Raw genomic sequence first — 24408 nt, 5'->3', positions numbered from 1 at the left:
GCGTAGTCCTGCTCGTCGCGGTCCTGGTGCAGGCTCAGCTTGGTGCCGGGCTCGTAGCGGTTGACCAGGCAGGCGTCCGGGGCGAAGCCGGCATAAGCGGCAGCCTCGGCGGCGTCTCGGGCCAGCGCCGCGAAGGCGGCGGGCAGCGCCGGCCAGCGCTCGTCGCTGAGCGGGTCGGTCGGCTGGTAGCGGTAGCCGCGCGCGTCGGACACCCAGCCCAGCTCCCCGCAGTTGGTCATCGCTACCTGCATCGTCAGCCCGCCGGGCGTCCGCATGCGGCGCAACGGTGCGGCCGCCTGCACGGCGGCGGCGGCTTCGAGCAGGGCCGGCGCGGCGTCCAGCGCGAAGCCGCGCAGCAGCAGCGCCCCGGGGGCCAGGTCTTGCCGGGCCTCGGTGGCGAACAGGTCCAGCGTCATCGAGGGAGGCGAGAGAGGAACTGGTGGACCATCGCCACCGCCGCCGCGCCCTCGCCGATCGCGCCACCGACCCGCTTGACCGAGCCGGCCCGCACGTCGCCCACCGCGAACACGCCCGGCACGCTGGCTTCCAGCGCGGTGGGGCGGTGCGTCAGCGTGGTCACGTCGGCGCCGGTCATCACGAAGCCGTTCTTGTCCAGGGTGACGCCGCAGCCCTCCAGCCAGGCGGTCTCGGGGTCGGCGCCGACGAAGAGGAACAGGTGATGGATGTCGCGCGTTTCCTCGGCGGCCTCGTTGCTGCAGCGCCAGGCCAGCGAGCGCAGGCCGTCGGTGCTGCTGCCGTCCAGCCGGGTCAGCTTGGTGCGGGCGCGCAGCTCGATGTTCGGCTGGGCGCGGATGCGGTCGATCAGGTACTGCGACATGCTGGCCGAGAGATCGGGCCCGCGGATCAGCATGTGGACGTGCTTCGCATGCTGGGCCAGGTAGACGGCCGCCTGGCCGGCCGAGTTGCCGCCGCCGACCAGCGCCACCTCCGCCCCGGCACACAGCCGCGCTTCGACGGCCGAGGCCCAGAACGAGATGCCGCGGCCCTCGAACTCGGGCAGTCGCGGCACGTCCGGCCGGCGGTAGCGCGCGCCGCTGGCGATGATCACGCTGCGCCCGCGCAGGCGCCGGCCGTCGCGCAGCTTCACCTGCAGCTCGCGGCCGGCCTGGCTGCAGTCCAGCGAGGCGGCCTCGGCCGGGATCATGATCTCGGCGCCGAACTTCTGCGCCTGCACATAGGCGCGGCCGGCCAGCGCCTGGCCCGAGATGCCGGTGGGAAAGCCGAGGAAGTTCTCGATGCGGGCGCTGGCGCCCGCCTGGCCGCCGAAGTGCCGGCAGTCGAGCACGGCGACCTTCAGGCCTTCCGAGGCGGCGTACACGGCGGCCGCCAGGCCGGCCGGGCCGGCGCCCACGATCAGCAGGTCGAACAGTTCGTCGCGCTCGCGGGCGTCCAGCATGCCGATGCAGCGGGCCAGCGTGGGCTCGTCGGGGTTCAGCAGCACCGCGCCGTCCGCGCAGACCACCAACGGCTCGCAGGGCGCGGCGCCATGCTGGACCAGCAGCGCGGCGGCCTCCTCGTCGTCGGCCGCATTGACCACGTGATGGGGCATGCCGTTGCGGCGCAGGAACTGCTGCAGGCGCAGCAGGTCGGGCGCGTCGGGCTCGCCGATCAGCACCGGGCCGGAGGCGCCCGACTCGATCAGCGCCACCCGGCGCAGGATCAGCGCGCGGGTGATGCGCTCGCCCAGGTCGGCCTCCGCGATGATCAGCGCGCGCAGCTGCTCCGGCGGGATCAGCAGCGCCTCGACATTGGAGAGCGCATGGCCGTCCACCAGCGAGGGCCGGCCCGAGAGCTGCCCGACCTCGGCCATGAACTGGCCCGGCCCCTGGGTGACGATGGGCACGACGCGGCCCAGGCCGTCGCGCTGGGTGATGGCCACCTCGCCCTCGGTGATGACGAACATGCCGGCCCCGCGCTCGCCCGCGGCGAACAGCCGCGCGCCATTCGGGAAGCCCACCGGATGGGCGAAGCGGCGCAGCCGGGCGATGTCGGCCTCGGCCAGCACCGGGAACATCTGGTGGCTGCGCGAGGCGAGGGTGTCTGTGGGATCGGGCATGGGCTGATTGTTGCCCGATCCGGCCTCTTACGGCAGGGTCGCGAGGCTCGCCAGCGTGGCCCGGCAGGCGCTTGCCACCTCCACGCCCTTCTTGACGAAGTGGGCGTGGAAGAAGGCGTGGTGCTCTTCGTGCTCGTGGAAGTCGCGCGGCGTCAGCACGGCGGAGAACACCGGCACGCCGGTGTCCAGCTGCACGCGCATCAGGCCGTCGATGACGGCGCTGGAGACGAACTCGTGCCGGTAGATGCCGCCGTTGGCGACTAGGCCGCAGGCGATCACGGCGGCGTAGCGGCCGCTTTTCGCGAGGCGCTGCGCATGCAGCGGGATCTCGAACACGCCGGGCACCTGGAAGCGCTCGATGGGGAGACCGTGGCGATGCAGCTCGACGGCTGCGGCATCCACGGCCTGGCCGACGATGTCGGCATGCCAGGCGGCGGAGATGATGGCGATGGGAAGTTGGGGCTGATTCAAGATGGTTCTCCGACAGGGAGGCATTGATGAATCAGGGCGCTCACACGCAAACGCAGCCGCCCCAGGCCCGAGGCGGGCATGCGGCGGCCGAGACCACGCGTTTCTCTTTCATCCGGACTGTGACCGTCGGCCCTGGCATCTCACCAGGTCTGCTGACCCTTCGCCGCGGTGAGCGGTGAAGGCGCTCGCGGGCTCGCAGCTGCTCTTTCGATCCGCTGCATACCGCCGGTGGGGAATTTCGCCCCGCCCTGAGAACGCTGCCCGCCGTTACCGGCAGGCGTGTGAATTCTAACGGCGGCCTTCAGCGGAACCCGGCGAGTTGCTACATTGCCCAGGCTTCGTCAGTCGTCAACACACCCGGGAGAACAGAAGATGAACAACAACAACAGCCAGATCCAGCGACCGACCGGCGCCTTCATCGGGGCCTCCTGGGCGGCGCTCCTGATCGGCGCCATCACCTACCTGGCCGGGCTGTGGAACTCGGCCATGCAGCTCAACGAGAAGGGCTACTACTTCACGATCCTGATGTACGGCCTCTTTGCCGCGGTGTCGCTGCAGAAGTCGGTGCGCGACCGGCTGGAGGGCATCAAGGTGACCGGCCTCTACTTCGGCCTGTGCTGGCTCTCGCTGGCGCTGTCCATCCTGCTGCTGGCCGTGGGCCTGTTCAATGCCACGCTGACGATGAGCGAGAAGGGCTTCTTCGCGATGGCCTTCGTGCTGAGCCTGTTCGCGGCGGTGGCGGTGCAGAAGAACGTGCGCGACGTGGCCACGCTCGGCGGCGCCGAGGCGGCGGAGCCGGGCCACGAGGCCTGATGGGCTCAGGGCCGGGCATCGGAGTTCGCCGAAGCCGCGCATTTGTACGCATCCCGCCAGCGCGTGACCGCAATCCACCGCTGGCGCCGGCCGTGTTTCGCTTCCTACACTGTGCCGATCGACTAACCCGTTACCTGATCGGAGTGTCAACGTGAACGCAGCCGCCGCCGAACGCTTCCTTGCCCAGACCGCCGCCCTGCCGACGATGCCCGAGGTGGCGACGAAGCTGATCCGCAGCTTCGACGACGACAACATCAGCCTCGGCGCCCTGGCCGCGCTGATCGGCAAGGACTCGACGCTCACCGCCAAGGTGCTGCGCCTGGCCAACTCGGCCCGCTACAGCCCCTCGCACAAGATTGACCACCTGCAGGACGCGGCCGCGGCGCTGGGCATGGACACGCTTCGCAACCTGAGCCTGGCGGCCAGCCTGTGCGGCGCCTTCCCGGTGGTCAAGGGGCTGGACCGCAGCACCTTCTGGCGCCACAGCCTGGCCACCGCCACCTATGCCTCGCTGCTGTGCAAGCAGTTGCAGATGGACGCCGAGACGGCCTATCTCTCCGGCCTGATGCTGCGCACCGGCGAGCTGCTGATGGCGATGCAGCAGCCCGATGCGGTGGCCGAGGCGGAGACGCACACGGCGCGGCCGGGCAGCCGCTTCGAGGTGGAGCAGGCGCGCTTCGACTGCACCCATGCGGACGTGACGGCCAAGCTGGCCGCCCGCTGGCACTTCCCCGACACGCTGGTGGAGGCCTTCAGCCACGCCAGCGCGCCGCTGGAGACGCGGCCCTTCAACCGCATGGGCGCGGTGCTGCACCTGGCCGAGGTGCTGGCCGATGCGGTCGAGCACCACGAGGGCGCCACCGCCGCGCTGCAGCTGGTCGAGCCCGAGCTGGTCGAGCACCTGCACCTGGACCTGACGCTGCTGGAGAAGATGATCACCGCCGCCGGCGACGTGGGCAGCGAGGTGGAGGCGTTGCTGCACTAGGGCCTGTCCGTAGTGTGAACAGGCCCTAGGGCAGCCGCGGGACCGATCGATCAGAGCGGCTGCTCGAAGCGCAGGCGCAGCTGCCACGGGCCGGCGGGGCCGCCGGCGCGGGTCCAGACGTCGACCACCGAGCGCGTCTGGCCGTCTGCCTCGCGCAGCAGGAAGTAGGCCACGGCCTCGGCGCCGACCTCGTAGACGGACAAGTCGCTCAGCGTGGCGGCGGCCCTGCCGCGCCGGGCGCGGCTGCCCGCCATCAGGGCCTCGCGCGCCTCGGTCTCCTGGCGCGGCCGGCGCAATTCGAAGAAGGGGCCCAGCAGGCGGTCCAGCGTGGCCGTGTCGCCGCTGGCCTGGGCCGCCGACAGCTCCTGCTCCAGCGCGCCGAAGGTCTTCATGTACAGCGTCAGCGTCGGCACGCCGGCGCCCCCGCGGCCATCCGCCTGGGCCTGCGCCGGCAGCGCCGTGCAGCAGGCCAGGCAGAGCAGCAGCAGGGCGCGGATCATCAATAGCTCAGCGCGCAATAGCCGCCGCCGGCATTGACCCAGTTGCTCTGCAGCAGCCAGTTGTGGCCGCCGAGCGTGACGTTGGCCTTGGCGCCGTTGCCCGTGCTGAAGGTGGTGAGGAAGTTCCATGCGCACTTGTCGGCGTTCTCCTGGCCGCGGTGGTCGTACCAGGCGTTCAGGTCCGGGTCGGTGACCGCCTCGGACAGCTCGTGGAAGACCACGCTGGCCATGCCGTCGACGCCGCCGTCGCCGTTGGGCGAGGGGGTGTTCACGCCGCAGCCGGAGGGCGCGATGGTGGTCGCGTCGCCGACGAAGGCGTACTTGATGTCCGAGCCGCCGATGGTGCCGTGGGTGTGCCAGCCGCAGTACTTGGAACCGAAGCCCGAGGTTTCCGCCACGTCGGCCGCGGTCAGCACGAAGTACACGCCGTTCGTGTCCTTGGGCAGGTAGCCGCCCGCGATCTGGTTGGCGACGATGGTCTGGATGTTGGCGTCGCTGAGCGACTTGCCCAGCGAGTAGTTGTCGGTCGCCGACTGGACCAGGGTCGAGGCGTTGACGACCTTGCGCTTGGCGCTGTCGTAGTAGCTCGTGTTGATGTTGAAGATCGGCGAGCCGCTCAGGCCGGGGATCAGGGTCTCCAGCAGGCTCTTGCGCGCCGTGGTCCAGCTGCCGTACCAGATGAAGTAGACGTTGACGCCGGCCGCGTTGTTCATCACCGGGCCGCCGTTGTAGAAGATGCCGTTGTTGCCGCCACCGCCGCCGGTCGGCTTGCTCTGGCCCTTGTGCGCGTTCTCGGTGGCGACGGTATCGAGTTCGCCATAGCCCTTGCCGGTGGGTCTGTAGACGTCTTGGTCGGACTCCTTGACGCTGGCGGCTTGGACCGACCCGATCAGGCCGGCACAGCCCAGGACCAGCGGCAGCAGACGATGCAACTTCATGGACTCACTCCTTGGTGGAAAGAAGGCAGGCCCTCATTCGACACCCAAGGCCCGAGCTCTGGTGACCGGGAAGTCACCAGAACAGGGGGGCTGTTTCATTTGCTTTCTCTGCGGCCGATCAGCTTGCCGTCAGCCTGCGGAGATCCGTTTGGCGAGGTGCGCCAGCGCCTCCTCGACCTGGTCCACCAGCACCAGGCACAGCTCGCCCGGCTGCAGCCGGTCCAGCGCGGTGTCGATGGCCACGAACTCGCCGCGGATCTCGTCCACGTAGCTCGTCTTCGGGGCGCCTTGCAGGCCCTGGCGCAGCAGGGCCAGCACCTCGCCGTCCTCGCGGCCGCGCTGGCAGGCGTCCTGGAACAGGATCACCTCGTCGAAGGCCTTGCCGAGGATCTGCGTCTGCACGCGGATGTCCTCGTCGCGGCGGTCGCCGGCGCCGCTGATGACGACGCTGCGTTTCGTGGCCGGCAGCGCCTCGACGGCGGACACCAGCGCGTGCATCGCATCGCCGTTGTGGCCGTAGTCGGCGATCACGGTGGCGCCGCGGAAGTCCATCACGTTGAAGCGGCCGGGTGCGTTGTCGGCGTCGTTGGCGAAGCTGGCCACGCCGCGGCGGATCGTGTCCCAGTCCAGGCCCACGCCCCAGGCGGCGGCGACGGAGGCCATCGCGTTCTCGACCTGGAAGCCGATCGCGCCGTTGCGGGTGATCGGGATGTCGCGCAGCGGGATCTGCTCGCGCCAGGAGCCTTGCGCGGCCACCAGCATGTCGCCGTCCACGTAGACGCAGCGCTTGCCCTGCGAGCGGTGGGCGGCCATCAGCGGGTGGTGGCGGTCCTTGGCGAAGAAGATGATCTGGCCGGGGCAGGTGGAGGCCATGTTGGCCACCACCGGGTCGGCGGCGTTGAGCACCGCATAGCCGGTCGGCGCCACGTTCTGCACGATGACCCGCTTGACCAGGGCCAGTTCCTCGACGGTGTTGAGGAAGTTCATGCCCAGGTGGTCGCCGGCACCGAGGTTGGTGACCACGGCCACCTGGCAGCGGTCGAAACCCAGGCCCTCGCGCAGCACGCCGCCGCGGGCGGTCTCGAACACGGCGGCTTCCACGTCCGGGTGCATCAGCACGTTGCGGGCGCTCTTGGGGCCGGAGCAGTCGCCGGAGTCGGTCTGGCGGCCGTCGATGTAGACGCCGTCGGTGTTGGTCATGCCGACCTTCAGGCCCATCGTCGCGAACATGTGGGCGATCAGCCGGGTGGTCGTCGTCTTGCCGTTGGTGCCGGTGACGGCGACGACCGGGATGCGGCCGTCCTCGCTCTTCTGGCCGCTGCCGTAGAGGTGGCTGATGATCGCCTCGCCGACGTTGCGGCCCTTGCCGTAGCTGGGGCTCAAGTGCATGCGCAGGCCGGGTGCGGCGTTCACTTCCACCACGCCGCCGTTGACTTCCTCCAGCGGACGCAGCACGGTCTCCGCCACAACGTCCACGCCGCAGACATGCAGGCCCACGACCTGGGCCGCGGCGATCGCGCGGGCGGCCACCTCGGGGTGCACGTCGTCGGTCACGTCGGTGGCGGTGCCGCCGGTGGACAGGTTGGCGTTGTTGCGCAGGATCACGCGGCGGCCCTTGTCGGGGATCGATTCGGGGGTCAGGTCCTGCAGCGCCAGCCGCGCGACGGCGATGTCGTCGAAGCGGATCTTGGTCAGCGAGGTGGCATGGCCGTCGCCGCGCTTCGGGTCGCTGTTGACCTTGTCCACCAGCTGCTTGACGGTCAGCACGCCGTCGCCGATCACGTGCGGCGGGTCGCGGCGGGCGGCGGCGACCAGCTTGTCGCCGACGACCAGCAGCCGGTAGTCGCTGCCCGGCAGGAACTTCTCGACCATCACCTGGCCGATCTCGTCCGCGGCCTTGTAGGCGATGTCCATGTGCTCGCGGGTGACGACGTTGACCGTCACGCCCTTGCCCTGGTTGCCGTCCAGCGGCTTGACGACGACGGGCAGGCCCACTTCCAGTGCGGCTTCCCAGGCATCGTCCGGCGAGACGCAGGGACGGCCGGTCGGCACCGGCACGCCGGCGGATTCGAGCAGGCGCTTGGAGAGGTCCTTGTCCTGCGCGATCGATTCGGAGACGGCCGAGGTGGCGTCCACCTCGGCGGCCCAGATGCGGCGCTGCTTGGCGCCCCAGCCGAACTGCACGAGGCTGCCCTGCGTCAGGCGGCGGAAGGGCACGCCGCGGACGACGGCGGCATCGACGATGGAGCCGGTCGAGGGGCCGAGGCGCACGTCCTCGTCCATCTCGCGCAGCGTCTTCAGCGTGGTGTCGATGTCGAAGCTGCCCTCGGGGTTGGCGGCCGCTTCCAGCAACTTGACGGCCTCGTCGAAGGCCAGCCGGCCGACGTCTTCCTCGCTGTACTCGACGATCACCTGGAAGGTGCCCGCCTCGTTGGTCACGTGGGTCTGGCTGAAGGTCACCGGGCAGCCGGCCTGGGCCTGCAGCGCCAGCGCGGCCTGCTCGAGCACGCGGGCCATCGAGGCGTCGAGCCGCAGCGGGCCGATGGCCGGGAACAGCGCGCGCAGCCGCTGCTCGAAGCCGGGCATGCGGGCCAGCGAGAGCTCGGCCTCGGTGCAATGGACGACGGCCTCGATCGCCGTGTGGCGGCTCCACATGTTCGGGCCGCGCAGCGCGCGGGTGCGGGAGACTTCCATCTTGTGCGTTCTCTCAGTAGCTGGTTCAGGTGGCCTCAGGCGGCTTCAGGCACGAAGGTGTCCATGCCGGCGGAGATCAGTTCAGGCGGGATGTTCATGGCCCAGGCCGCGGCGACGGCGGCCAGCACGATGCTGGCATCGACCTCGGCGTTCTTGCTGCCCGCGGCGAAACGGCGCAGCAGCGCGTCCACATTGGCGCCGGAGGTCTCGGACTGGCCCTGGGCCAGCACCGCAGCGCCGCCCTGCAGGAAGACCGCGCGGCCGCCGGCCTCGCGGTGCGAGCGTATTGCCGGCAGATTGCCGTCCAGCGCGTAGAGCACCACCTCGCCGTCGCTCAGCTCGGCCATCTCGACCAGGGCCGGCACGGCGGCATGCAGCACCGCGACGCCTTCGCTCAGCACCACGTCCACCTGGGTGCGCATCACCTTGTAGAGGGCGGCGGCGTCCTGCACGTCGTACTCGGCCAGGCCGGCGAGCCCGCCGATGCTGCCGTCCATGTCGGTGACCACGCCCACCTGGCAGCGGTCATAGGCCAGGCCGTCGCGCAGGATGGCCGCGGCGCTGTTCTCGATCACGACGGCGTCCACGCCGCGGTTCATCAGCAGGCGGTGGGCGGCGTCCCAGCGGGAGCTGTCGCGCTTCTCGACGCGGCGGTTGGCCAGGAACAGGCCGTCGCGGCAGGCCAGGCCGACATGGCGGCCATTCAGGTGCAGCAGCCAGGCGACCAGGCGCGAGACGGTGTGCGTGCCGCGTGAGCCGGCCACGCCGACGACCGGGATGCGGCCGTTGTCGTCCTCGGCGAACAGGTGGTCGATGATGGCCTGGCCGACCGGCTGCGGCGCGCCGGCGGCGGGCTTCAGGTGCATCAGCAGGCCGGGGCCGGCATTGACCTCGACGATGGCGCCGCCGGTCTCGCTCAAGGGCTTGGAGATATCGGTGGTGACCAGATCGACGCCGGCGATGTCCAGGCCGATCACGCGGGCGGCCAGCGAGACGGCGTGGGCCACCTCGGGATGGATCTCGGCCGTGCAGTCGTTGGAGACGTTGCCGTTGCGCTGGATCAGCACGCGCTGGTCGAGGGCGGGCACCGATTCGATGGACAGGCCCTGGCGCTGCAGGTCCAGCAGGATCACGCCGTCCTCGGCCAGGGTCAGGCGGTTCAGCGGGAAGTCCTCGGTGGTGCCACGGCGCGGGTCGGTGTTGATCTGGCTGTCCACCAGTTGCTGGATGTTCGAGCGGCCATCGCCGACGACCCAGGCCTCCTCGCCGCGCGCCGCCGCCACGACCTGGCCGCCCACCACCAGCAGGCGGTGCTCCAGGCCGGGGATGTAGCTCTCCACCAGCACCTCGGAGCCGTGGGCGTCGGCCACCTTGAAGGCGGCCAGCACGTCGACCTTCTCGCGCAGGTCCAGCGTGACGCCGCGGCCGTGGTTGCCGTCGGAGGGCTTGACGACGACCGGCAGGCCGATGTCCTCCGCGCAGGCCCAGGCGTGCTCGGCGTCCTTGGCGACCGAGCCTTCCGGCACCGGCACGCCGACGCTCTTCAGCAGCGACTTGGTCAGGTCCTTGTCCCGCGCGATGCCTTCGGCGATGGCGCTGGTCATGTCGGTCTCGGCCGTCCAGATGCGGCGCTGGCGGGCGCCGTGGCCCAGCTGCACCAGGTTGCCGTCGTTCAGCCGGATGTGCGGGATGCGGCGGTCGGTGGCGGCGGCGACGATGGCCGCGGTCGAGGGGCCGAGGTAGCAGTCGTCCAGCTTGTCGCGGACGCGGGCCACGGCGGCGGCCACGTCGAAGGGCTCGCTGTTGATCGTCGCCATCAGCAGGGCATGGCCCTCGGCCAGCGCCTGGCGGGCGACCTGCTCGTCGCGGGCGCGGAACACCATGCGGTAGATGCCGTGCTTGCTGGTCGAACGGGTCTGGCCGAAGCCGGTGGGCATGCCCGAGAGGTTCAGCAGCTCGATCACCACGTGTTCCAGCACATGGCCCATCCAGGTGCCTTCGGTGAGGCGCTGCAGGAAGCCGCCGCGCTCGCCGACGCCGCAGTGGTGTTCCACGAGGGCGGGCAGGGCGGTGGTCAGCCGGTCGGTGAATCCTTCGAGCAGGTTGCTCGGGAATTGCTCGAGTTCTCCCAGATCGAGCCAGACCTCCAGCACGGGACGGTAAGTCCACATATTGGGTCCGCGCAGGTAGTTGACGCGGAGCAGCTTGATGTCTTCTTTCTTGCTCATGAATGAGGGCAGGGAGTCGTTGCCAAGTGGGCAGGGCGCAATTGTGCGCCGAGATTTGGGGGCCGGTCAGGCGGCGGGGCTAAAGGCGATTCGGGGCGAAAGCTTGCGCTTGAGACAAAATCCGGACTGGAAATTGCCGGCGGCCCTGGCGGCAGGACCGGACAAACAACACAAGATGCAGCATCAACCACCCGTAGAAGCAAGGACCTCAGATCACCCGCAGTGGCCGGCCTTGCAAAGCCGACTGCGTTCCGGGGAGAACGTCTCAGCCGCGCTGGAGGTTGACCTCGACTCGCAGATGCGCTTCGCCCGCGGCTTGCTGGCGCTGACGAACCAGCGCCTGCTCGCCTGGGATCCGGCCGGGGATGTCTGGTCGGATTGGGCCTTGGCGCCGGACCTGCACCTGAAGATCTCCGACCACGCCGGCATCGGCCACCTCGAGCTGGTGGACGGCACCCGGCGCCTGGCCAGCTGGCGCTTCACGCTGCAGGTGAACCTGCAGGCGCAGCGCTTCCAGGAGGCGGTTGAGAAGCGGGACGAACCGCCGGCCGCTGACGTCGAGGATGTCAGTTACTGCCCCAGCTGCAAGGCGCCGCTGCCGCCCGACTCCGAGGAATGCCCCACCTGCGAGCGCGAGCTGCACACGCCGCCGTCCACCTGGGTGCTGCTGCGGCTGTGGCGCTTCGCCCGGCCCTACCAGGGCCAGCTGGCGGCCGGTTTCGCGCTGATGCTGGGCGCGATGGCGTCCACGCTGGTGGCGCCGTATCTCACGATGCCGCTGATGGACGAGGTGCTGATCCCCTTCCAGCAGGGCCACCAGATCGAACCCGGCAAGGTAACGCTTTACATGGGCGGACTGTTCGGGGCCGCGCTGGTGTCCTGGCTGCTGGGCTGGGGCAAGACCTACATCCTTGCGCTGGTATCCGAACGTATCGCCGCCGACCTGCGCACGAGCACCTTCGAGCACCTGCTGGGCCTGTCGCTGGAGTACTTCGGCAGCAAGCGCACCGGCGACCTGATGAGCCGCATCGGCTCCGAGACCGACCGGATCAGCGTCTTCCTCTCGCTGCATGCGCTGGACTTCATCACCGATGTGCTGATGCTCCTGATGACGGCGACGATCCTGTTCTCGATCAACCCCTGGCTGGCGCTGGCGACGCTGGTGCCGCTGCCCTTCATCGCCTGGATGATCCACCTGGTGCGCGACCGGCTGCGCACCGGCTTCGAGAAGATCGACCGGGTCTGGGGTGAGGTGACCTCGGTGCTGGCCGACACGATCCCGGGCATCCGCGTGGTCAAGGCCTTCGCGCAGGAGAAGCGCGAGGCCCAGCGCTTCCGCAATGCCAACAAGCACAACCTGGCGCTGAACGACAAGCTGAACAAGACCTGGAGCCTGTTCGGCCCGACGGTGACGATGCTGACCGACATGGGGCTGCTGGTGGTCTGGGCCTTCGGCATCTACCTGGTGTCCAAGCAGAACATCACCGTCGGTACGCTGACCGCCTTCCTCGCCTATATCGGCCGCTTCTACGGGCGGATGGACTCGATGAGCCGCATCGTCTCGGTCACGCAGAAGGCGGCGGCCGGGGCCAAGCGCATCTTCGACATCCTGGACCACCGCTCCAACGTGCCCGAGCCGACGAATCCGGTGCCGATGGGCCAAGTCGAGGGCGGCATCCAGATCGAGGAGATCGGCTTCCGCTACGGCAACCGCGCGGTGATCCGCGGGCTGTCGCTGGACATCAAGCCCGGCGAGATGATCGGCCTGGTCGGCCACAGCGGCTCGGGCAAGAGCACGTTGGTCAACCTGATCTGCCGCTTCTACGACGTGACCGAGGGCTCGATCAAGGTGGACGGCGTGGACCTGCGCCGCATCGGCGTGGCCGACTTCCGCCGCCATATCGGCCTGGTGCTGCAGGAGCCCTTCCTGTTCTTCGGCACGATCGCCGAGAACATCGCCTACGGCAAGCCGGATGCGAGCCGCGAGGAGATCGTCGCCGCTGCGCGCGCCGCGCATGCGCACGAGTTCATCCTGCGGCTGCCGCAGGGCTATGACTCGCTGGTGGGCGAGCGGGGCCAGGGCTTGTCGGGCGGCGAGCGCCAGCGCATCTCGATCGCCCGCGCCTTGCTGATCAATCCGCGCCTGCTGATCCTCGACGAGGCGACGTCTTCAGTCGACACCGAGACCGAGAAGGAGATCCAGAAGGCGCTGGACAACCTGGTCAAGGGCCGCACGACGATCGCCATCGCCCACCGGCTCTCGACGCTGCGCAAGGCGGACCGCCTGGTGGTGATGGACCGCGGCCGCGTCGTCGAAGTGGGCCCGCACGAGGAACTGATGGCGCGGCAGGGCCACTACTGGCGGCTGTACGAGGCGCAGGCGCGCCGGGTCGACTCGGAGGACGAGGTGCCGGAGGCGCCGCCGAACCCGAACATCCATGTGGCGGTGGAGGCCTGAGCGATGAGCAGTGATCTGAATCTGAACCTGAGCCGCAATGCCTTCGGTCGCCTGGTGCTGGTCGACGAACAGGGCGTCGAGCATGTCGGCGTGACGCCGGTGCGCGCCCACCCGATCTCGGCGCCGGACGAAGGCGTGTCGCTGGTCGGCACCGACGGCCACGAGCTGGCCTGGATCGAACGCCTGTCCGCCCTGCCGGTGCCGCAGCGCGAGCTGCTGGAAAGCGAGTTCGCCCAGCGCGAATTCATCCCGACGCTGCTGCGCATCGCCAAGGTCTCGACCTTCTCCACGCCCAGCCAGTGGGACGTGGAGACCGAGCGCGGGCCTACGCAGTTCATCTTGAAGTCCGAGGAAGACATCCGCCGCCTCGCCGAGGGCCGGCTGATGATCACCAGCAGCCACGGCATCCAGTACCAGGTGCCGGATCGGTTCGCGCTGGATCGGGGGTCGAGGAAGTTGCTGGAGAGGTTTCTTTACTGAGTCAGCAAATGCGCAGAATCAGGGCGGGCGGATGGTGCGCTGCTGTCCTGCTCAAGTCTCCAAATGACTCTCGTAAACGGTCCGCAGGAATTTTCCTGTACGCCGGTCTAAAGAAGCAATTACGAGCGACAAGGGGCAGATCTGAGTGTCTTGACCTGTCATTCCGGACAGTTGCGGCAGCCCGTAGAAAGCATTTTTTGGGTCGGAAAAGTCTATGAACCATTTTCCGCCAAGATTCTTGCGAAATACCTGTCCAACATAGCGGGCAATACTGTCAATGGTTTTTGCCTCGCTTAATTCTTTGGCTTCGGTTGCGGATGGGTATCTGGCCAGGCAGAAATGCTCAACGGGGCTCAAAGATTCTGCCGTGAAATCCATTTTTCGTGAGATCTCGGCAGGGAGTGAATTCATCAGGCGTTCAATCGCATCGCCCATGTCCATGAGCCATGCTTGGAATTGATCATCATCTTCCGACATGGTCAGTGCCCTATTGAATACTTTATTCCAGCGTCCTCAAGCGCATCCAGAAGGGGTTGGGATGCCTTATCTCGGAAGACCCAAGTGATGTCCCAGCCCTTTTTTGCGAGGGCCTTGTCTCGAGCAAGTTCCCACAGATTTTCTGCCGTTGCACTTTGATAGCCCGTCTTGTACTCGACGCCGCGTTGGATTGTACGGTCGGCTATATCAAGGCGGCGAACAAAGGGCTGTCCGTCGACTTTCACTTCGACGGAAACCTCACGCTCCCCCCAATTCAGTGCTTGATGGTATCTGTCGACTGCCTTATTGGCCTCGGAAGCACGAGTCATGTTGGCGTCATACACCTTTGACCAACGCTCATAGTCCCAGCTACCGCCGTTGTCCTTGTACTCCTGCCATCGCACCTGCTTATGGCTGCTGGTTCCGGCTCCAGGCGATGAACTGACAGGCTCATCCTTTGGGGCCCCCCGCCTGGCGGTCCCAGCCGACGCATCGGATTCGCTACCGCCGGTGCCTTGAGGCCTCTGCCCGGGCGTCAGGCGAATGGACAACTGCTCTTCGTTGGCGGCCAGCCAGTCGGCCATGGCGGGCCCAAGACGGGTGTTCGAACGGATTCTCGCCAGAAGTTCCAGCCGAGACACAGCCCCGCGCGAGATGTACATCATCATTGCGCTCAGCAGGGAGATCAGGAGTCGCTGGTGCCCATGCGCCATCCGCAGCGCAGCCAGCCCGACATTCCCAGTGGCTGAGCCGGGAGGCGGATAAGTGGGCTGGGCCGGCTCGTTCAGCGGCCCCCACGCTTCCAGCGTGCCGCTCAGATATTCCTTGAAGGCTGCCGGCAGCGACTCGGCCATTTCCTTGATCAGCAGCCCGAGGCCCAGCCAGCCGAGGGCCCAGGTGGTCACGCCGACACCCACCGTCGCACCGCCGATGGCGCCGGGGACTGCGCCGACGCCTGCGCCGCCGATGGCCCCGGCGACGCCGCCGATCACCCCACCGGCCAGTGCGCCGCAGGCGTACGCCGTGAGAAGGTCCTTGACCAGCGCGGCCAGGATGCCCGCCACCATGCTCAGGTCGATACCCGCCAAGGTCCGGCCGAGTTGCTCCATGGCCATCGGCACCGAGCGTTCGACCGCCTCGCGGACGCGGGCCGTGCGTGATGCCTGCTCGGCAATCCAGCGCGTTCCGCTGTCGATGCGGCGGCCCATCGAGTCGAAGATCGCGCCGAAGCCGGCCTGGGCATAGGCCCTTTCGAGACGCTCCAGATCGAGCCAGCTGGACAACAAGGCCGCCTCCGCATTGCAAGGAGACCGATGCTGCGTGGCCGCTGGCGCGGCGGCCATCCCGATGACGCCGGGAAGTCTTTACCTCGGTGCGATGCGCTGCAATTGCCGAGAGATGTCTTCCACCAGCAGTTCCCGCCGCTGGCTCTTGCCTGGCTCGGCCCAGTCGGGGTGGCTGCGGGCCGTTTGCGCGAGTGCGATGGTCTCCCGCAGCGTCTTGTCGTCGCCGGCGTTCATCGAGGGCTCGGCCTGCACCAGCGCGCCGAGCGCCGCATGGCCGCGTTGTTCCAGCGTGCCGGCCAGGTCGCAGAGCTGCCGTCCGGCCAGGAAGATCACAGGGTCTGCAAGCGTCAATTCATGGACACCGCTCAGGCGGTTCGCCAGCTTGCGCCCGATCTGCCGCCAGCCTTGCGAGGCGACGGTGCCGATCGCCCCGCCCAGCGCCGCGCCGGCGCCCAGCGAGAGGCCGCCGACCGCCAGGTCCGCCACCACGCCCAGCGAAGCGCCCACGGCCGCGCCCATGCCGAGCTTGCGGCCGGCCTCGCGCAGCGTGTCCGGATGGAAGAGGTCGCTGGCCCAGCGGCCGTCCTGCCAGGGCAGTCGGGACAGCTGAAGATCGGCGCGGTCGAAGCCGTGGATGTCCATCAGCAGGTCGGCGCAGCGGCGGACGCGCTGCACGGCCTGCAGCTGCAGCTGGCGCTCGGCCTCGGCGCGGGCCCTTGCATCGGCATGCACGCGCCGGTCGATCTCGCGGCGCAGGGCCGCCAGCTGCACCAGCAGGTCCGCAACGGCGCGGGCATCGGCCTCGGCGCGCCGGTGGCGCTCCTCGTCCAGCGCCGCATTGACCTGCTGCAGTTCGGCGCGCCGCGCCGGCAGCAAAGTCGCCAGGTCCTGATAGAGCTGGCGCTCAGCGCCGATGAAAGGCGCCACCGCGTCGAAGGCTGTCTGCGCATGCAGGCCGGCACCGGCCAGCGCCTGCTGCCAGTCGGCGGTGCGGGCGGCCGGGTCGGCGACGAAATTCAGCACCGGCATCAGCGGGCGGGCGCAGCTGTTGAGCAGCTCGATCTCGGCGCGGTGCTTGGGCAGCACCGGCTCGCGGCAGTCGATCACGTAGAAGCCGGCGTCCACTTCCAGCAGGCGGCGCAGCACCTTGGCCTCCTGCTCGAAGGTGGCGCGCGCTTCGGGGCCGGCGAGGAAGGCGCGCACGCGGGCGGGGCGGTCGTCGCCGCCCTGCTGCTGCAGGTGCTGCCAGAGTGCGATCGAGTCTTCCAGGCCCGGCGTGTCGAAGAAGCGCAGCGGCGGGGTGCCGTCGAGGCTCAGTGTTATCGCTTCGACATGGCGGGTGGTGCCGGGCTGCTCAGAGACGCGGCCGAAGTCGCGCCGACGGGTCAGCGTGCGCAGCAGCGAGGTCTTGCCGGCATTGGTGTGGCCGACGACGGCGATGGCCAGGGGCGTCATGCGTGGGGCTCCAGCCAGGCGAGCGCGGCGACGCGGTCCTCGTGCAGGGCAATGCCGGCGAGGCCGCTGGCGGCCAGCCAGTCGCGCCAGCGCGAGGCACCGCGGCCCGGCACCAGCAGCGCGGTGGCGCCCGCCGAGCCGGCCGCCTCGCGCAGCAGGCGCGCCGTGCCGCGGTCCGGGCTGGAAGCGCCGTGGCAGACGATGAGGAGCCGCACGGGAGGCGCCGCCGCGAGTTCCGCCAGCAAGGCCTCTCGCTCGCCGAGGCTGCCGGCGATGCGGCGCGGCGGCCAGTCCGCCTCCGGTGGGAGCTCGAAGCCGATCAGCAGCGGGGCGCCGGCCGCGCCGGTACGCGACTGGAGGCTGGTATGCGCCTGGGGCTGCTCCGGGTCAAGCGCCTCGACGGCGGCGGGCAGCCTGGCGAGCAGGCGCCGCGCATAGGGCTCGCCGAGGTCTGGCGCGAGGCGGCGTCGACCTACCCGCCAGACGAGGGCGCAGGCCGCCAGGCTCAGCAGCCGCAGGCCCAGCCCGTAGATGGCCACGCAGCCGATCAGCCACCAGGCCCAGTCGCGCTGCTGGTCGGGCCCGGCCGTGCCGGCCAGCAGCGCGGCGGCGTCGGGCGGCGGAAAGCCCAGCCGTGCCGGCAGCCAGGCGCTGGCCTCGGTGAAGGCGGTGAAGAAACCCGGCGTAAGGATCGTCGTCTCCCAGTCGAGCCGGTAGGCGCGCAGCGCGAAGCCCAGCGCCAGGCCGAGCAGCAGCACCGCGAAGGACAGACTCCATATCAGATGGCTCAGCGCGCCGAAGACCCAGGGTGCCAGCCGGGCGCGGGCGAGCACATCGCCGGTGGCGCGAGCGAGTTGCAAGGCATGCGGGCCGCGGTCCAGTCGGGCGGTCAGCTGCAGCGCCAGCCGACCCAGGCCGGTGCCGCTGGATCTTGGCGTCAGCACGAGAGACGCCGCCCAGACCAACCAGCTCAACGCATGCAGTCCCAGCAGCGAAGCGAAGGCGGCGACGGCATTGATCCGGCGCTCCTCGCCCAGCAGGCCGTGCGCCAGACCCCAGGCCAGCGCGGCCACCGCCAGGGCCAGCACCAGCAGCACCGCGCCGCCGAAACGCCGCCAGCGCGCCCATTCGCGCTGCAGGCCCAGCCGCTTGCCGAGCAGCCAGGCCCGCTCCACGAGCCGCACACGGTCATCGCCCGCCCCGAGACGGCGCAGTTCCGCACTGTCATCCAGCGGCCCGTCTTCCTCGATCAGTTGCACCGCGCGCCAAACGGCAGCGGCCTCCAAAGGGCTTCGGGGAGCGGTGTCGGGTGCATCGGCCATCGGTTCCGGAGTCTGCCATCGACAAAGCCGAGTCCGGGCCTCTACAATTGACGTTTACGTAAACGTAAACTGCGCGGCGCGTCACCAGGAGACATCGAATGAGCAATCTGCCCGGCCTCAATTTCCAACTCGGCGAGGACATCGACGCGCTGCGCGACGCGGTCCACGCCTTCGCCCAGGCCGAGATCGCGCCCCGCGCGGCCGAGATCGACCACAGCGACCAGTTCCCGATGGACCTGTGGCGCAAGATGGGCGAGCTGGGCATCCTGGGCGTGACCGTGCCCGAGGAGTTCGGCGGCGCCAATATGGGCTACCTGGCCCATATGGTGGCGATGGAAGAGGTGAGCCGCGCCTCGGCCTCGGTGGGCCTCAGCTACGGTGCGCACTCGAACCTCTGCGTCAACCAGATCAACCGCAACGGCAACGCCGCCCAGAAGGCCAAGTACCTGCCCAAGCTGATCAGCGGCGAGCACGTCGGCGCGCTGGCGATGAGCGAGCCGGGCGCCGGCTCCGACGTCATCAGCATGAAGCTGAAGGCCGAGGACAAGGGCGGCTACTACGTCCTCAACGGCAACAAGATGTGGATCACCAACGGCCCGGACGCCGACACGCTGGTGGTCTACGCCAAGACGGAGCCGGAGCTGGGCGCCCGCGGCGTCACCGCCTTCCTGATCGAGAAGGGCATGAAGGGCTTCTCGATCGCGCAGAAGCTGGACAAGCTCGGCATGCGCGGCTCGCACACCGGCGAGCTGGTGTTCCAGGACGTGGAAGTGCCGGCTGAGAACGTGCTGGGCGCGGTCAACAGCGGCGCCAAGGTGCTGATGTCGGGCCTGGACTACGAGCGCGCCGTGCTGACCGGCGGCCCGCTGGGCATCATGCAAAGCGTGATGGACAACGTGATCCCGTACATCCACGACCGCAAGCAATTCGGCCAGAGCATCGGCGAGTTCCAGCTGATCCAGGGCAAGGTCGCGGACATGTACACCGTGCTGCAGGCCGCGCGCTCGTTCGCCTACACCGTGGCCAAGAACCTCGACATGCTGGGCAGCGACCACGTGCGCCAGGTCCGCAAGGACTGCGCCTCGGTGATCCTGTGGACGGCCGAGAAGGCCACCTGGATGGCCGGCGAGGGCGTGCAGATCTTCGGCGGCAACGGTTACATCAACGAGTACCCGCTGGGCCGCCTCTGGCGCGATGCCAAGCTGTACGAGATCGGGGCCGGCACTTCCGAGATCCGGCGCATGTTGATCGGCCGAGAGCTTTTCGCCGAGACGATGTAATGGTCTTGCTGCACCGCAGCGAGAATGCCGACATGAGCACTGACCTGAGCGAACTGCTTGACTCGAACAAGCAATGGGCCGCGGCCACCGAGGCGCGGGAACCTGGTTTCTTCTCGAAGCTGCTGAACCAGCAGACGCCGCAGTACCTGTGGATCGGCTGCGCCGATTCCCGCGTGCCGGCGAACGACCTGGTGAACCTGCTGCCGGGCGAGCTGTTCGTCCACCGCAACGTGGCCAACGTCGTCGTCCACTCGGACCTGAACTGCCTGTCCGTCATGCAGTTCGCCGTGGACGCGCTGAAGGTGCAGCACATCATCATCGTCGGCCACAGCGGCTGCGGCGGCGTCAAGGCCGCGCTGCTGGACCAGCGCGTCGGCGTGGCCGACAACTGGATCCGCCACGTGCAGGACGTGCGCAACCACCACCAGGAGTGGCTGGACAGCCTGCGCGAAGACCAGCGCTGGGGCGCGCTGTGCGAGCTGAACGTGCTGGAGCAGGCCCGCAATGCCTGCCAGACGACCGTGGTCCAGGACGCCTGGGCGCGTGGCCAGTCGGTGGTCGTGCACGGCTGGGTCTACGGCCTGCACAACGGCCTGCTGGAAGACCTGCAGATGACGGTGGGCAATCACGACGACGTGATTCCCGCCTTCAAGCGCGCGCTGGCGGCGGTCAAGAGCCGCTACGCCTGAGATCGATTGAGTAGAGATACAGACTTACAAGGAGCAAGCACCATGGCTACCGATTCCATCGTCATCGTTTCCGCCGCACGCACGCCGATCGGCGGCCTGCTGGGCGATTTCTCTTCCCTCTCGGCATGGGAGCTGGGCGCCGTCGCGATCAAGGCCGCGGTCGAGCGTGCCGGCGTCCCCGGCGACTCGATCGAAGAGGCCTTCATCGGCAACTGCCTGATGGCCGGCCAGGGCCAGGCCCCGGCGCGCCAGGCCGTGCTGAAGGCGGGCCTGCCGCAGTCGGTCGGCGCGGTGACGCTGTCCAAGATGTGCGGCGCCGGCATGCGCGCGACGATGTTTGCCCATGACACGCTGAAGGCCGAATCGGCCGACATCCTGATCGCCGGCGGCATGGAGTCCATGACCAATGCCCCGCACCTGATGTTCGCGCGCAAGGGCGTGAAGTACGGCGCCGCGCAGATGTACGACCACATGGCGCTGGACGGCCTGGAAGACGCCTACGAGCGCGGCAAGGCCATGGGCGTGTTCGCCGAGCAGTGCGTCTCCAAGTACAGCTTCAGCCGTGAAGCGCAGGATGCCTTCGCCGTCTCGTCCACCGAGCGCGCGATCCGCGCGAACACCGACGGTTCGTTCGCCTGGGAAATCGCCCCGGTCACGATCGCGGGCCGCAGCGGCGACACGGTCATCGGCAAGGACGAGCAGCCCTTCAAGGCCAAGCTGGACAAGATCCCCGGCCTGAAGCCCGCCTTCAAGAAGGACGGCACGATCACCGCCGCCACCTCCTCGTCGATCAGTGACGGCGCCGCTGCGCTGGTGCTGATGCGCGAATCGACCGCTGCCAAGCTGGGCCTGGCCCCGGTGGCCCGCATCGTCGGCACGGCGGTCCACGCCAACGCGCCTGAGTGGTTCACCACCGCCCCGGTCGGCGCGATCGAGAAGCTGCTGAAGAAGAACGGCTGGGATGCGAAGAGCGTCGACCTGTGGGAAGTCAACGAAGCCTTCGCCGCCGTCACGATGGCCGCGATGGCCGAGTTCAAGCTGCCGCACGAGATCGTCAACGTCAACGGCGGCGCCTGCGCGCTGGGCCACCCGATCGGCGCCTCGGGCGCCCGCATCATCGTCACGCTGCTGGGTGCGCTGAAGCACCGCGGCCTGAAGCGCGGTGTGGCGGCGCTGTGCATCGGCGGGGGTGAGGCGACGGCGGTGGGTGTCGAGCTGATGTGAGCTTCTGGGCGTATCTCTTGAAGTGTCGCGATGGCTCGTTTTATGCGGGCCATAGCGAGGATCTGGAGATGCGGCTGGGGCAGCATCGGAGTGGGGTGATTCCGGGGTACACGAGCAAGCGCAGGCCGGTGGAACTGGTGTGGAGTCAGGCCTTCGGGACTCGCGAGGAGGCCTTGGCTGCGGAGTTGCAGATCAAGGGGTGGAGTCGCGCGAAGAAGGAAGCATTGATTCGCGGTGACTGGCAGGGCTTGCAGGTGCTGGCTTGGGGGACGAAGAATCCCTTGCCTGCCCACTTGGTCACGGGCCCTTCGATACCTCAGGGCGAACGGATGATGGTCCCCCTCGACGAAGGACACCCCAACGCCGTTCGGGCTGAGGTATCGAAGCCCCCAGCCCAAACCCTCAAACAAGGCAAACCCAAATGACCCAAGCCCTCATCATCGGCGCCTCCCGCGGCATCGGCCTCGAATTCGTCCGCCAGTACCGCGCCGACGGCGCCCAGGTCGTCGCCACCGCCCGCAGCGACGAGGGCCTTGCCGCCATCCACGCCCTCGGCGCCAAGCCGCTAAAGCTCGACGTCAGCGACACCGCCAGCGCCTCCGGCCTGGCCTGGCAGATCGACGGCCATGCCTTCGACACCGTCATCATCGTGGCCGGCGTCTACGGCCCGCGCCACACCGGCCTGCAGAGCCCGACCGCCAGCGAGTTCGACGACGTCATGCACACCAACGTCCTCGGCCCGATGCGCGTGCTGCCGCAACTGCCCGACTACCTGGCCCCCGGCGCGAAGCTCGCCATCCTGTCCTCGCGGATGGGCTCGATCGGCGAGCGTTCGTCATCGTCAGGCTGGCTCTACCGCGCCTCCAAGGCCGCGGCCAACTCGGTGCTGAAGGACGCTTCGCTGCTGCTCGAAGGCAAGGCGATCTGCCTGAGCTTCCACCCGGGCTGGGTGCGGACCGAGATGGGCGGCAGCGGCGCCGACATCGACGTCACGACCAGCGTCTCCGGCATGCGCAAGGTGCTGGCCGGCGCCAAGGCCGAGGACAACGGCTCCTTCCATAACTACGACGGCCAGCGCATCGCCTGGTAAAGAGACAAGCAAGATGATCCTCAACGAAGACCACCGCGCCGTGCAGGACGCCGTCCGTGCCTACGTGCAAGCCGAGATCGCTCCGAAGGCGGCCGAGTGGGACAAGACCCACCACTTCCCGGCCAGCGAGCTGCAAGGCCTGGCCGAGCTGGGCTGCTACGGCGTGGCCGTGCCCACCGAGTACGACGGCGCGGGCCTGGACTATCTGGCCCTGTCCATCATCCTGGAAGAGATCGGTGCCGGCGACGGCGCCACCTCCACCGTGGTCAGCGTCAACAACTGCCCGGTCTGCTCGATCCTGATGGGCTTCGGCAACGAGGACCAGAAGCAGCGCTTCCTGAAGCCGCTGGCGCGCGGCGACATGCTGGGCGCCTTCTGCCTGACCGAGCCGCATGTCGGCTCCGAGGCCGGCGGCCTGAAGACGACAGCTGTGCGTGACGGCGACGACTACATCCTCAATGGCGTCAAGCAGTTCATCACCAGCGGCAAGAACGGGGATATCGCCATCGTCATGGCCGTCACCGACAAGGCCGCCGGCAAGAAGGGCATCAGCGCCTTCCTGGTGCCCACCGACACGCCCGGCTACACGGTGGCGCGCATCGAGGACAAGATGGGCCAGCATGCCAGCGACACCGCGCAGATCCTGTTCGAGAACTGCCGCGTGCCGGCTGCGAACCGCCTGGGTGAAGAAGGCCAGGGCCTGAAGATCGCGCTGTCCGGCCTTGAGGGCGGCCGCATCGGCATCGCCTCGCAGGCGGTGGGCATGGCCCGCGCGGCCTTCGAGGCGGCGCTGAAGTACAGCAAGGAGCGCGTGACCTTCGGCCAGCCGATCTTCGAGCATCAGGTGATCGGCCACAAGCTGGCCGAGATGGCCACGCAGATCGAGGCCGCGCGCCAGCTGATCTGGCATGCCGCCGCGCTGAAGGACGCCGGCCAGCCCTGCCTGAAGGAGGCGGCGATGGCCAAGCTCTTTGCCACCGAGATGGCCGAGAAGGTCTGCTCCGCGGCGATCCAGGTCCACGGCGGCTACGGCTACGTCAGCGACTTCCCGGTCGAGCGCATCTACCGCGACGTGCGCGTCTGCCAGATCTACGAAGGCACGTCCGAAGTGCAGAAGATCCTGATCGGCCGCGCGCTCGCGTAACGTAACTAGAGCCGAATCAACTGCCCCTGCCCGGAGTAGCCGAAGGTCGGCGTCTGCTGGGGCATCTCGCACTTCTGGCGGCTGCAGATCTGTCGGGTGTACTGGACGACGTCCGGCCCCACCTTGCTGCGCAGCACCTCGGCCACCGGCTGGCTGCCCTTGATGGCGGTCAGCGTGCGGGTGAAGCGCGAGGTGAACACGCCGTCGAAGGACGACTCCTGGCTGGTCGAGGCGGTCACCACCGCGAAGTGCTTCTGGCCCTGCACGCTCTGCGCCACGCGCGCCGCATCGGGCCCGCCGATATTGCTGACCGCCTGCACGCCGCCCGCGCCCATCTCGGCGGTGATCAGGTTGCGCGCGGCGTTGCCGGAATGGCAGGTGTCGATCACCCACAGCACCTGCTGGCAGGGCAGGCCCATGCACAGGCTCTGCAGCTGCCAGAAGTCCAGCAGGGCGGGGTTGTTGAAGGCGAAGTCGTGCAGCGCCGGCATGCCGTAGCCCGAGGGCGAGAAATCCGACGGGCCGCCGTGGCCTGACAGGAACACGCCCACCAGGTCGCCGGGCCCGACCTTGGCCACCAGCTTCTTCAGCTCCAGCGTGACGTTGAGCGTCGTGGCCGAGGCGTCTTTCAGCACCGTGATGTTGCTGCGCGGCGTGCCGGTGTCCAGCATCATCTGCTCGTACTGGACCAGGTCGCGCGCCACCTGGGGCAGGTCGGAGATGCCGCTGCCGGTGCGCTGGCGCACGGCAGCGTAGTCGGCCACGCCGATGATCAGCGCCCAGCGCTGGGTGGGCGC

At 68.8% G+C, this 24408-nt stretch carries 22 protein-coding genes and 1 riboswitch; of the genes, 10 read left to right on the top strand and 12 right to left on the bottom strand.

What is annotated here, in order from left to right:
• The 3 genes from B0W88_RS16210 to B0W88_RS16200 all read right to left on the bottom strand — a co-directional run.
• Positions 1–416: alpha-ketoglutarate-dependent dioxygenase AlkB (locus B0W88_RS16210; protein WP_198937851.1), on the bottom strand; the 416-nt coding region annotated here is incomplete at its 3' end.
• The gene (locus B0W88_RS16205; protein ID WP_077035685.1) at positions 413–2077 is read right to left on the bottom strand and encodes an FAD-dependent oxidoreductase; all 1665 of its coding nucleotides are present in this window, start codon (positions 2075–2077) and stop codon (positions 413–415) included. The genes B0W88_RS16210 and B0W88_RS16205, both read right to left, overlap by 4 nt.
• Before the next feature lie 27 nt (positions 2078–2104).
• Positions 2105–2572 (bottom strand): 6,7-dimethyl-8-ribityllumazine synthase, encoded by a 468-nt coding sequence (locus B0W88_RS16200; RefSeq protein ID WP_077035684.1) that lies wholly within the window; start codon positions 2570–2572, stop codon positions 2105–2107.
• Between the two features lie 71 nt (positions 2573–2643).
• Positions 2644–2808: riboswitch (FMN riboswitch) on the bottom strand.
• A gap of 112 nt (positions 2809–2920) precedes the next feature.
• On the opposite strand from B0W88_RS16200, the gene yiaA reads away from it, so the two are divergent.
• On the top strand, positions 2921–3361 hold the full coding sequence (gene yiaA, locus B0W88_RS16195) for an inner membrane protein YiaA (RefSeq protein ID WP_077035683.1): 441 nt from the start codon (positions 2921–2923) through the stop codon (positions 3359–3361).
• Positions 3362–3512: 151 nt separating this feature from the next.
• Complete coding sequence (locus B0W88_RS16190) at positions 3513–4346, top strand: HDOD domain-containing protein (RefSeq protein WP_077035682.1); 834 nt, start codon at positions 3513–3515, stop codon at positions 4344–4346.
• Between the two features lie 50 nt (positions 4347–4396).
• Here B0W88_RS16190 and B0W88_RS16185 read toward each other — a convergent pair whose 3' ends face one another.
• The 4 genes from B0W88_RS16185 to cphA (B0W88_RS16170) all read right to left on the bottom strand — a co-directional run bounded on the left by B0W88_RS16185 (position 4397) and on the right by cphA (B0W88_RS16170) (position 10706).
• On the bottom strand, positions 4397–4846 hold the full coding sequence (locus B0W88_RS16185; RefSeq protein WP_077035681.1) for a nuclear transport factor 2 family protein: 450 nt from the start codon (positions 4844–4846) through the stop codon (positions 4397–4399).
• The gene (locus tag B0W88_RS16180) at positions 4846–5784 is read right to left on the bottom strand and encodes a hypothetical protein (RefSeq protein ID WP_077035680.1); all 939 of its coding nucleotides are present in this window, start codon (positions 5782–5784) and stop codon (positions 4846–4848) included. Before B0W88_RS16180 ends, B0W88_RS16185 begins: the two co-directional genes overlap by 1 nt.
• Before the next feature lie 129 nt (positions 5785–5913).
• A complete protein-coding gene (gene cphA, locus B0W88_RS16175) occupies positions 5914–8478 on the bottom strand; it encodes a cyanophycin synthetase (RefSeq protein WP_077035679.1) in 2565 nt (854 codons plus the stop codon).
• A 35-nt stretch (positions 8479–8513) separates the two neighbouring features.
• The gene (gene cphA, locus B0W88_RS16170; RefSeq protein WP_077035678.1) at positions 8514–10706 is read right to left on the bottom strand and encodes a cyanophycin synthetase; all 2193 of its coding nucleotides are present in this window, start codon (positions 10704–10706) and stop codon (positions 8514–8516) included.
• Positions 10707–10881: 175 nt separating this feature from the next.
• Between cphA (B0W88_RS16170) and B0W88_RS16165 the strand changes: the two genes are divergently transcribed.
• Positions 10882–13164, top strand: a complete 2283-nt coding sequence (locus B0W88_RS16165) for an ABC transporter ATP-binding protein (RefSeq protein ID WP_077035677.1) — start codon at positions 10882–10884, stop codon at positions 13162–13164.
• Positions 13165–13167: 3 nt separating this feature from the next.
• Positions 13168–13644, top strand: a complete 477-nt coding sequence (locus tag B0W88_RS16160; RefSeq protein ID WP_077035676.1) for a DUF1854 domain-containing protein — start codon at positions 13168–13170, stop codon at positions 13642–13644.
• Between the two features lie 51 nt (positions 13645–13695).
• Here the strand turns inward: B0W88_RS16160 and B0W88_RS16155 are convergent, their stop codons facing one another.
• The 4 genes from B0W88_RS16155 to B0W88_RS16140 form a co-directional block, all read right to left on the bottom strand.
• Positions 13696–14121, bottom strand: a complete 426-nt coding sequence (locus B0W88_RS16155; protein WP_077035675.1) for a hypothetical protein — start codon at positions 14119–14121, stop codon at positions 13696–13698.
• Positions 14122–14123: 2 nt separating this feature from the next.
• A complete protein-coding gene (locus tag B0W88_RS16150; RefSeq protein WP_144006798.1) occupies positions 14124–15404 on the bottom strand; it encodes a DUF6861 domain-containing protein in 1281 nt (426 codons plus the stop codon).
• Positions 15405–15485: 81 nt separating this feature from the next.
• On the bottom strand, positions 15486–16862 hold the full coding sequence (locus B0W88_RS16145; RefSeq protein WP_077035673.1) for a GTPase/DUF3482 domain-containing protein: 1377 nt from the start codon (positions 16860–16862) through the stop codon (positions 15486–15488).
• Entirely contained in the window at positions 16859–18121 is a 1263-nt protein-coding gene (locus B0W88_RS16140; RefSeq protein WP_158080872.1) for a DUF2868 domain-containing protein, read from the bottom strand. The genes B0W88_RS16145 and B0W88_RS16140 overlap by 4 nt, the downstream gene beginning before the upstream one ends.
• A gap of 161 nt (positions 18122–18282) precedes the next feature.
• Between B0W88_RS16140 and B0W88_RS16135 the strand changes: the two genes are divergently transcribed.
• The 6 genes from B0W88_RS16135 to B0W88_RS16110 are packed head-to-tail and all read left to right on the top strand — an operon-like array spanning position 18283 to position 23611.
• Entirely contained in the window at positions 18283–19464 is a 1182-nt protein-coding gene (locus B0W88_RS16135) for an isovaleryl-CoA dehydrogenase (protein WP_077035671.1), read from the top strand.
• 32 nt (positions 19465–19496) lie between these two features.
• Complete coding sequence (gene can / locus B0W88_RS16130) at positions 19497–20153, top strand: carbonate dehydratase (protein ID WP_077035686.1); 657 nt, start codon at positions 19497–19499, stop codon at positions 20151–20153.
• 42 nt (positions 20154–20195) lie between these two features.
• Entirely contained in the window at positions 20196–21377 is a 1182-nt protein-coding gene (locus B0W88_RS16125) for an acetyl-CoA C-acyltransferase (protein WP_077035670.1), read from the top strand.
• Positions 21374–21802: a GIY-YIG nuclease family protein gene (locus tag B0W88_RS16120; RefSeq protein WP_077035669.1), complete on the top strand. Its 429-nt coding sequence runs from the start codon at positions 21374–21376 to the stop codon at positions 21800–21802. Before B0W88_RS16125 ends, B0W88_RS16120 begins: the two co-directional genes overlap by 4 nt.
• Complete coding sequence (locus tag B0W88_RS16115) at positions 21799–22467, top strand: SDR family oxidoreductase (RefSeq protein ID WP_077035668.1); 669 nt, start codon at positions 21799–21801, stop codon at positions 22465–22467. The genes B0W88_RS16120 and B0W88_RS16115 overlap by 4 nt, the downstream gene beginning before the upstream one ends.
• Before the next feature lie 13 nt (positions 22468–22480).
• On the top strand, positions 22481–23611 hold the full coding sequence (locus tag B0W88_RS16110) for an acyl-CoA dehydrogenase family protein (protein ID WP_077035667.1): 1131 nt from the start codon (positions 22481–22483) through the stop codon (positions 23609–23611).
• A 5-nt stretch (positions 23612–23616) separates the two neighbouring features.
• Here the strand turns inward: B0W88_RS16110 and B0W88_RS16105 are convergent.
• Positions 23617–24408: caspase family protein (locus B0W88_RS16105; RefSeq protein ID WP_144006797.1), on the bottom strand; the 792-nt coding region annotated here is incomplete at its 5' end.

Origin of the sequence: Pelomonas sp. KK5, assembly GCF_001984095.1 — a bacterium.
GTDB lineage: Bacteria > Pseudomonadota > Gammaproteobacteria > Burkholderiales > Burkholderiaceae_C > KK5.
Note: the sequence above shows the minus strand (reverse complement) of the source record. Positions and strands in the feature narration are given on the sequence as shown.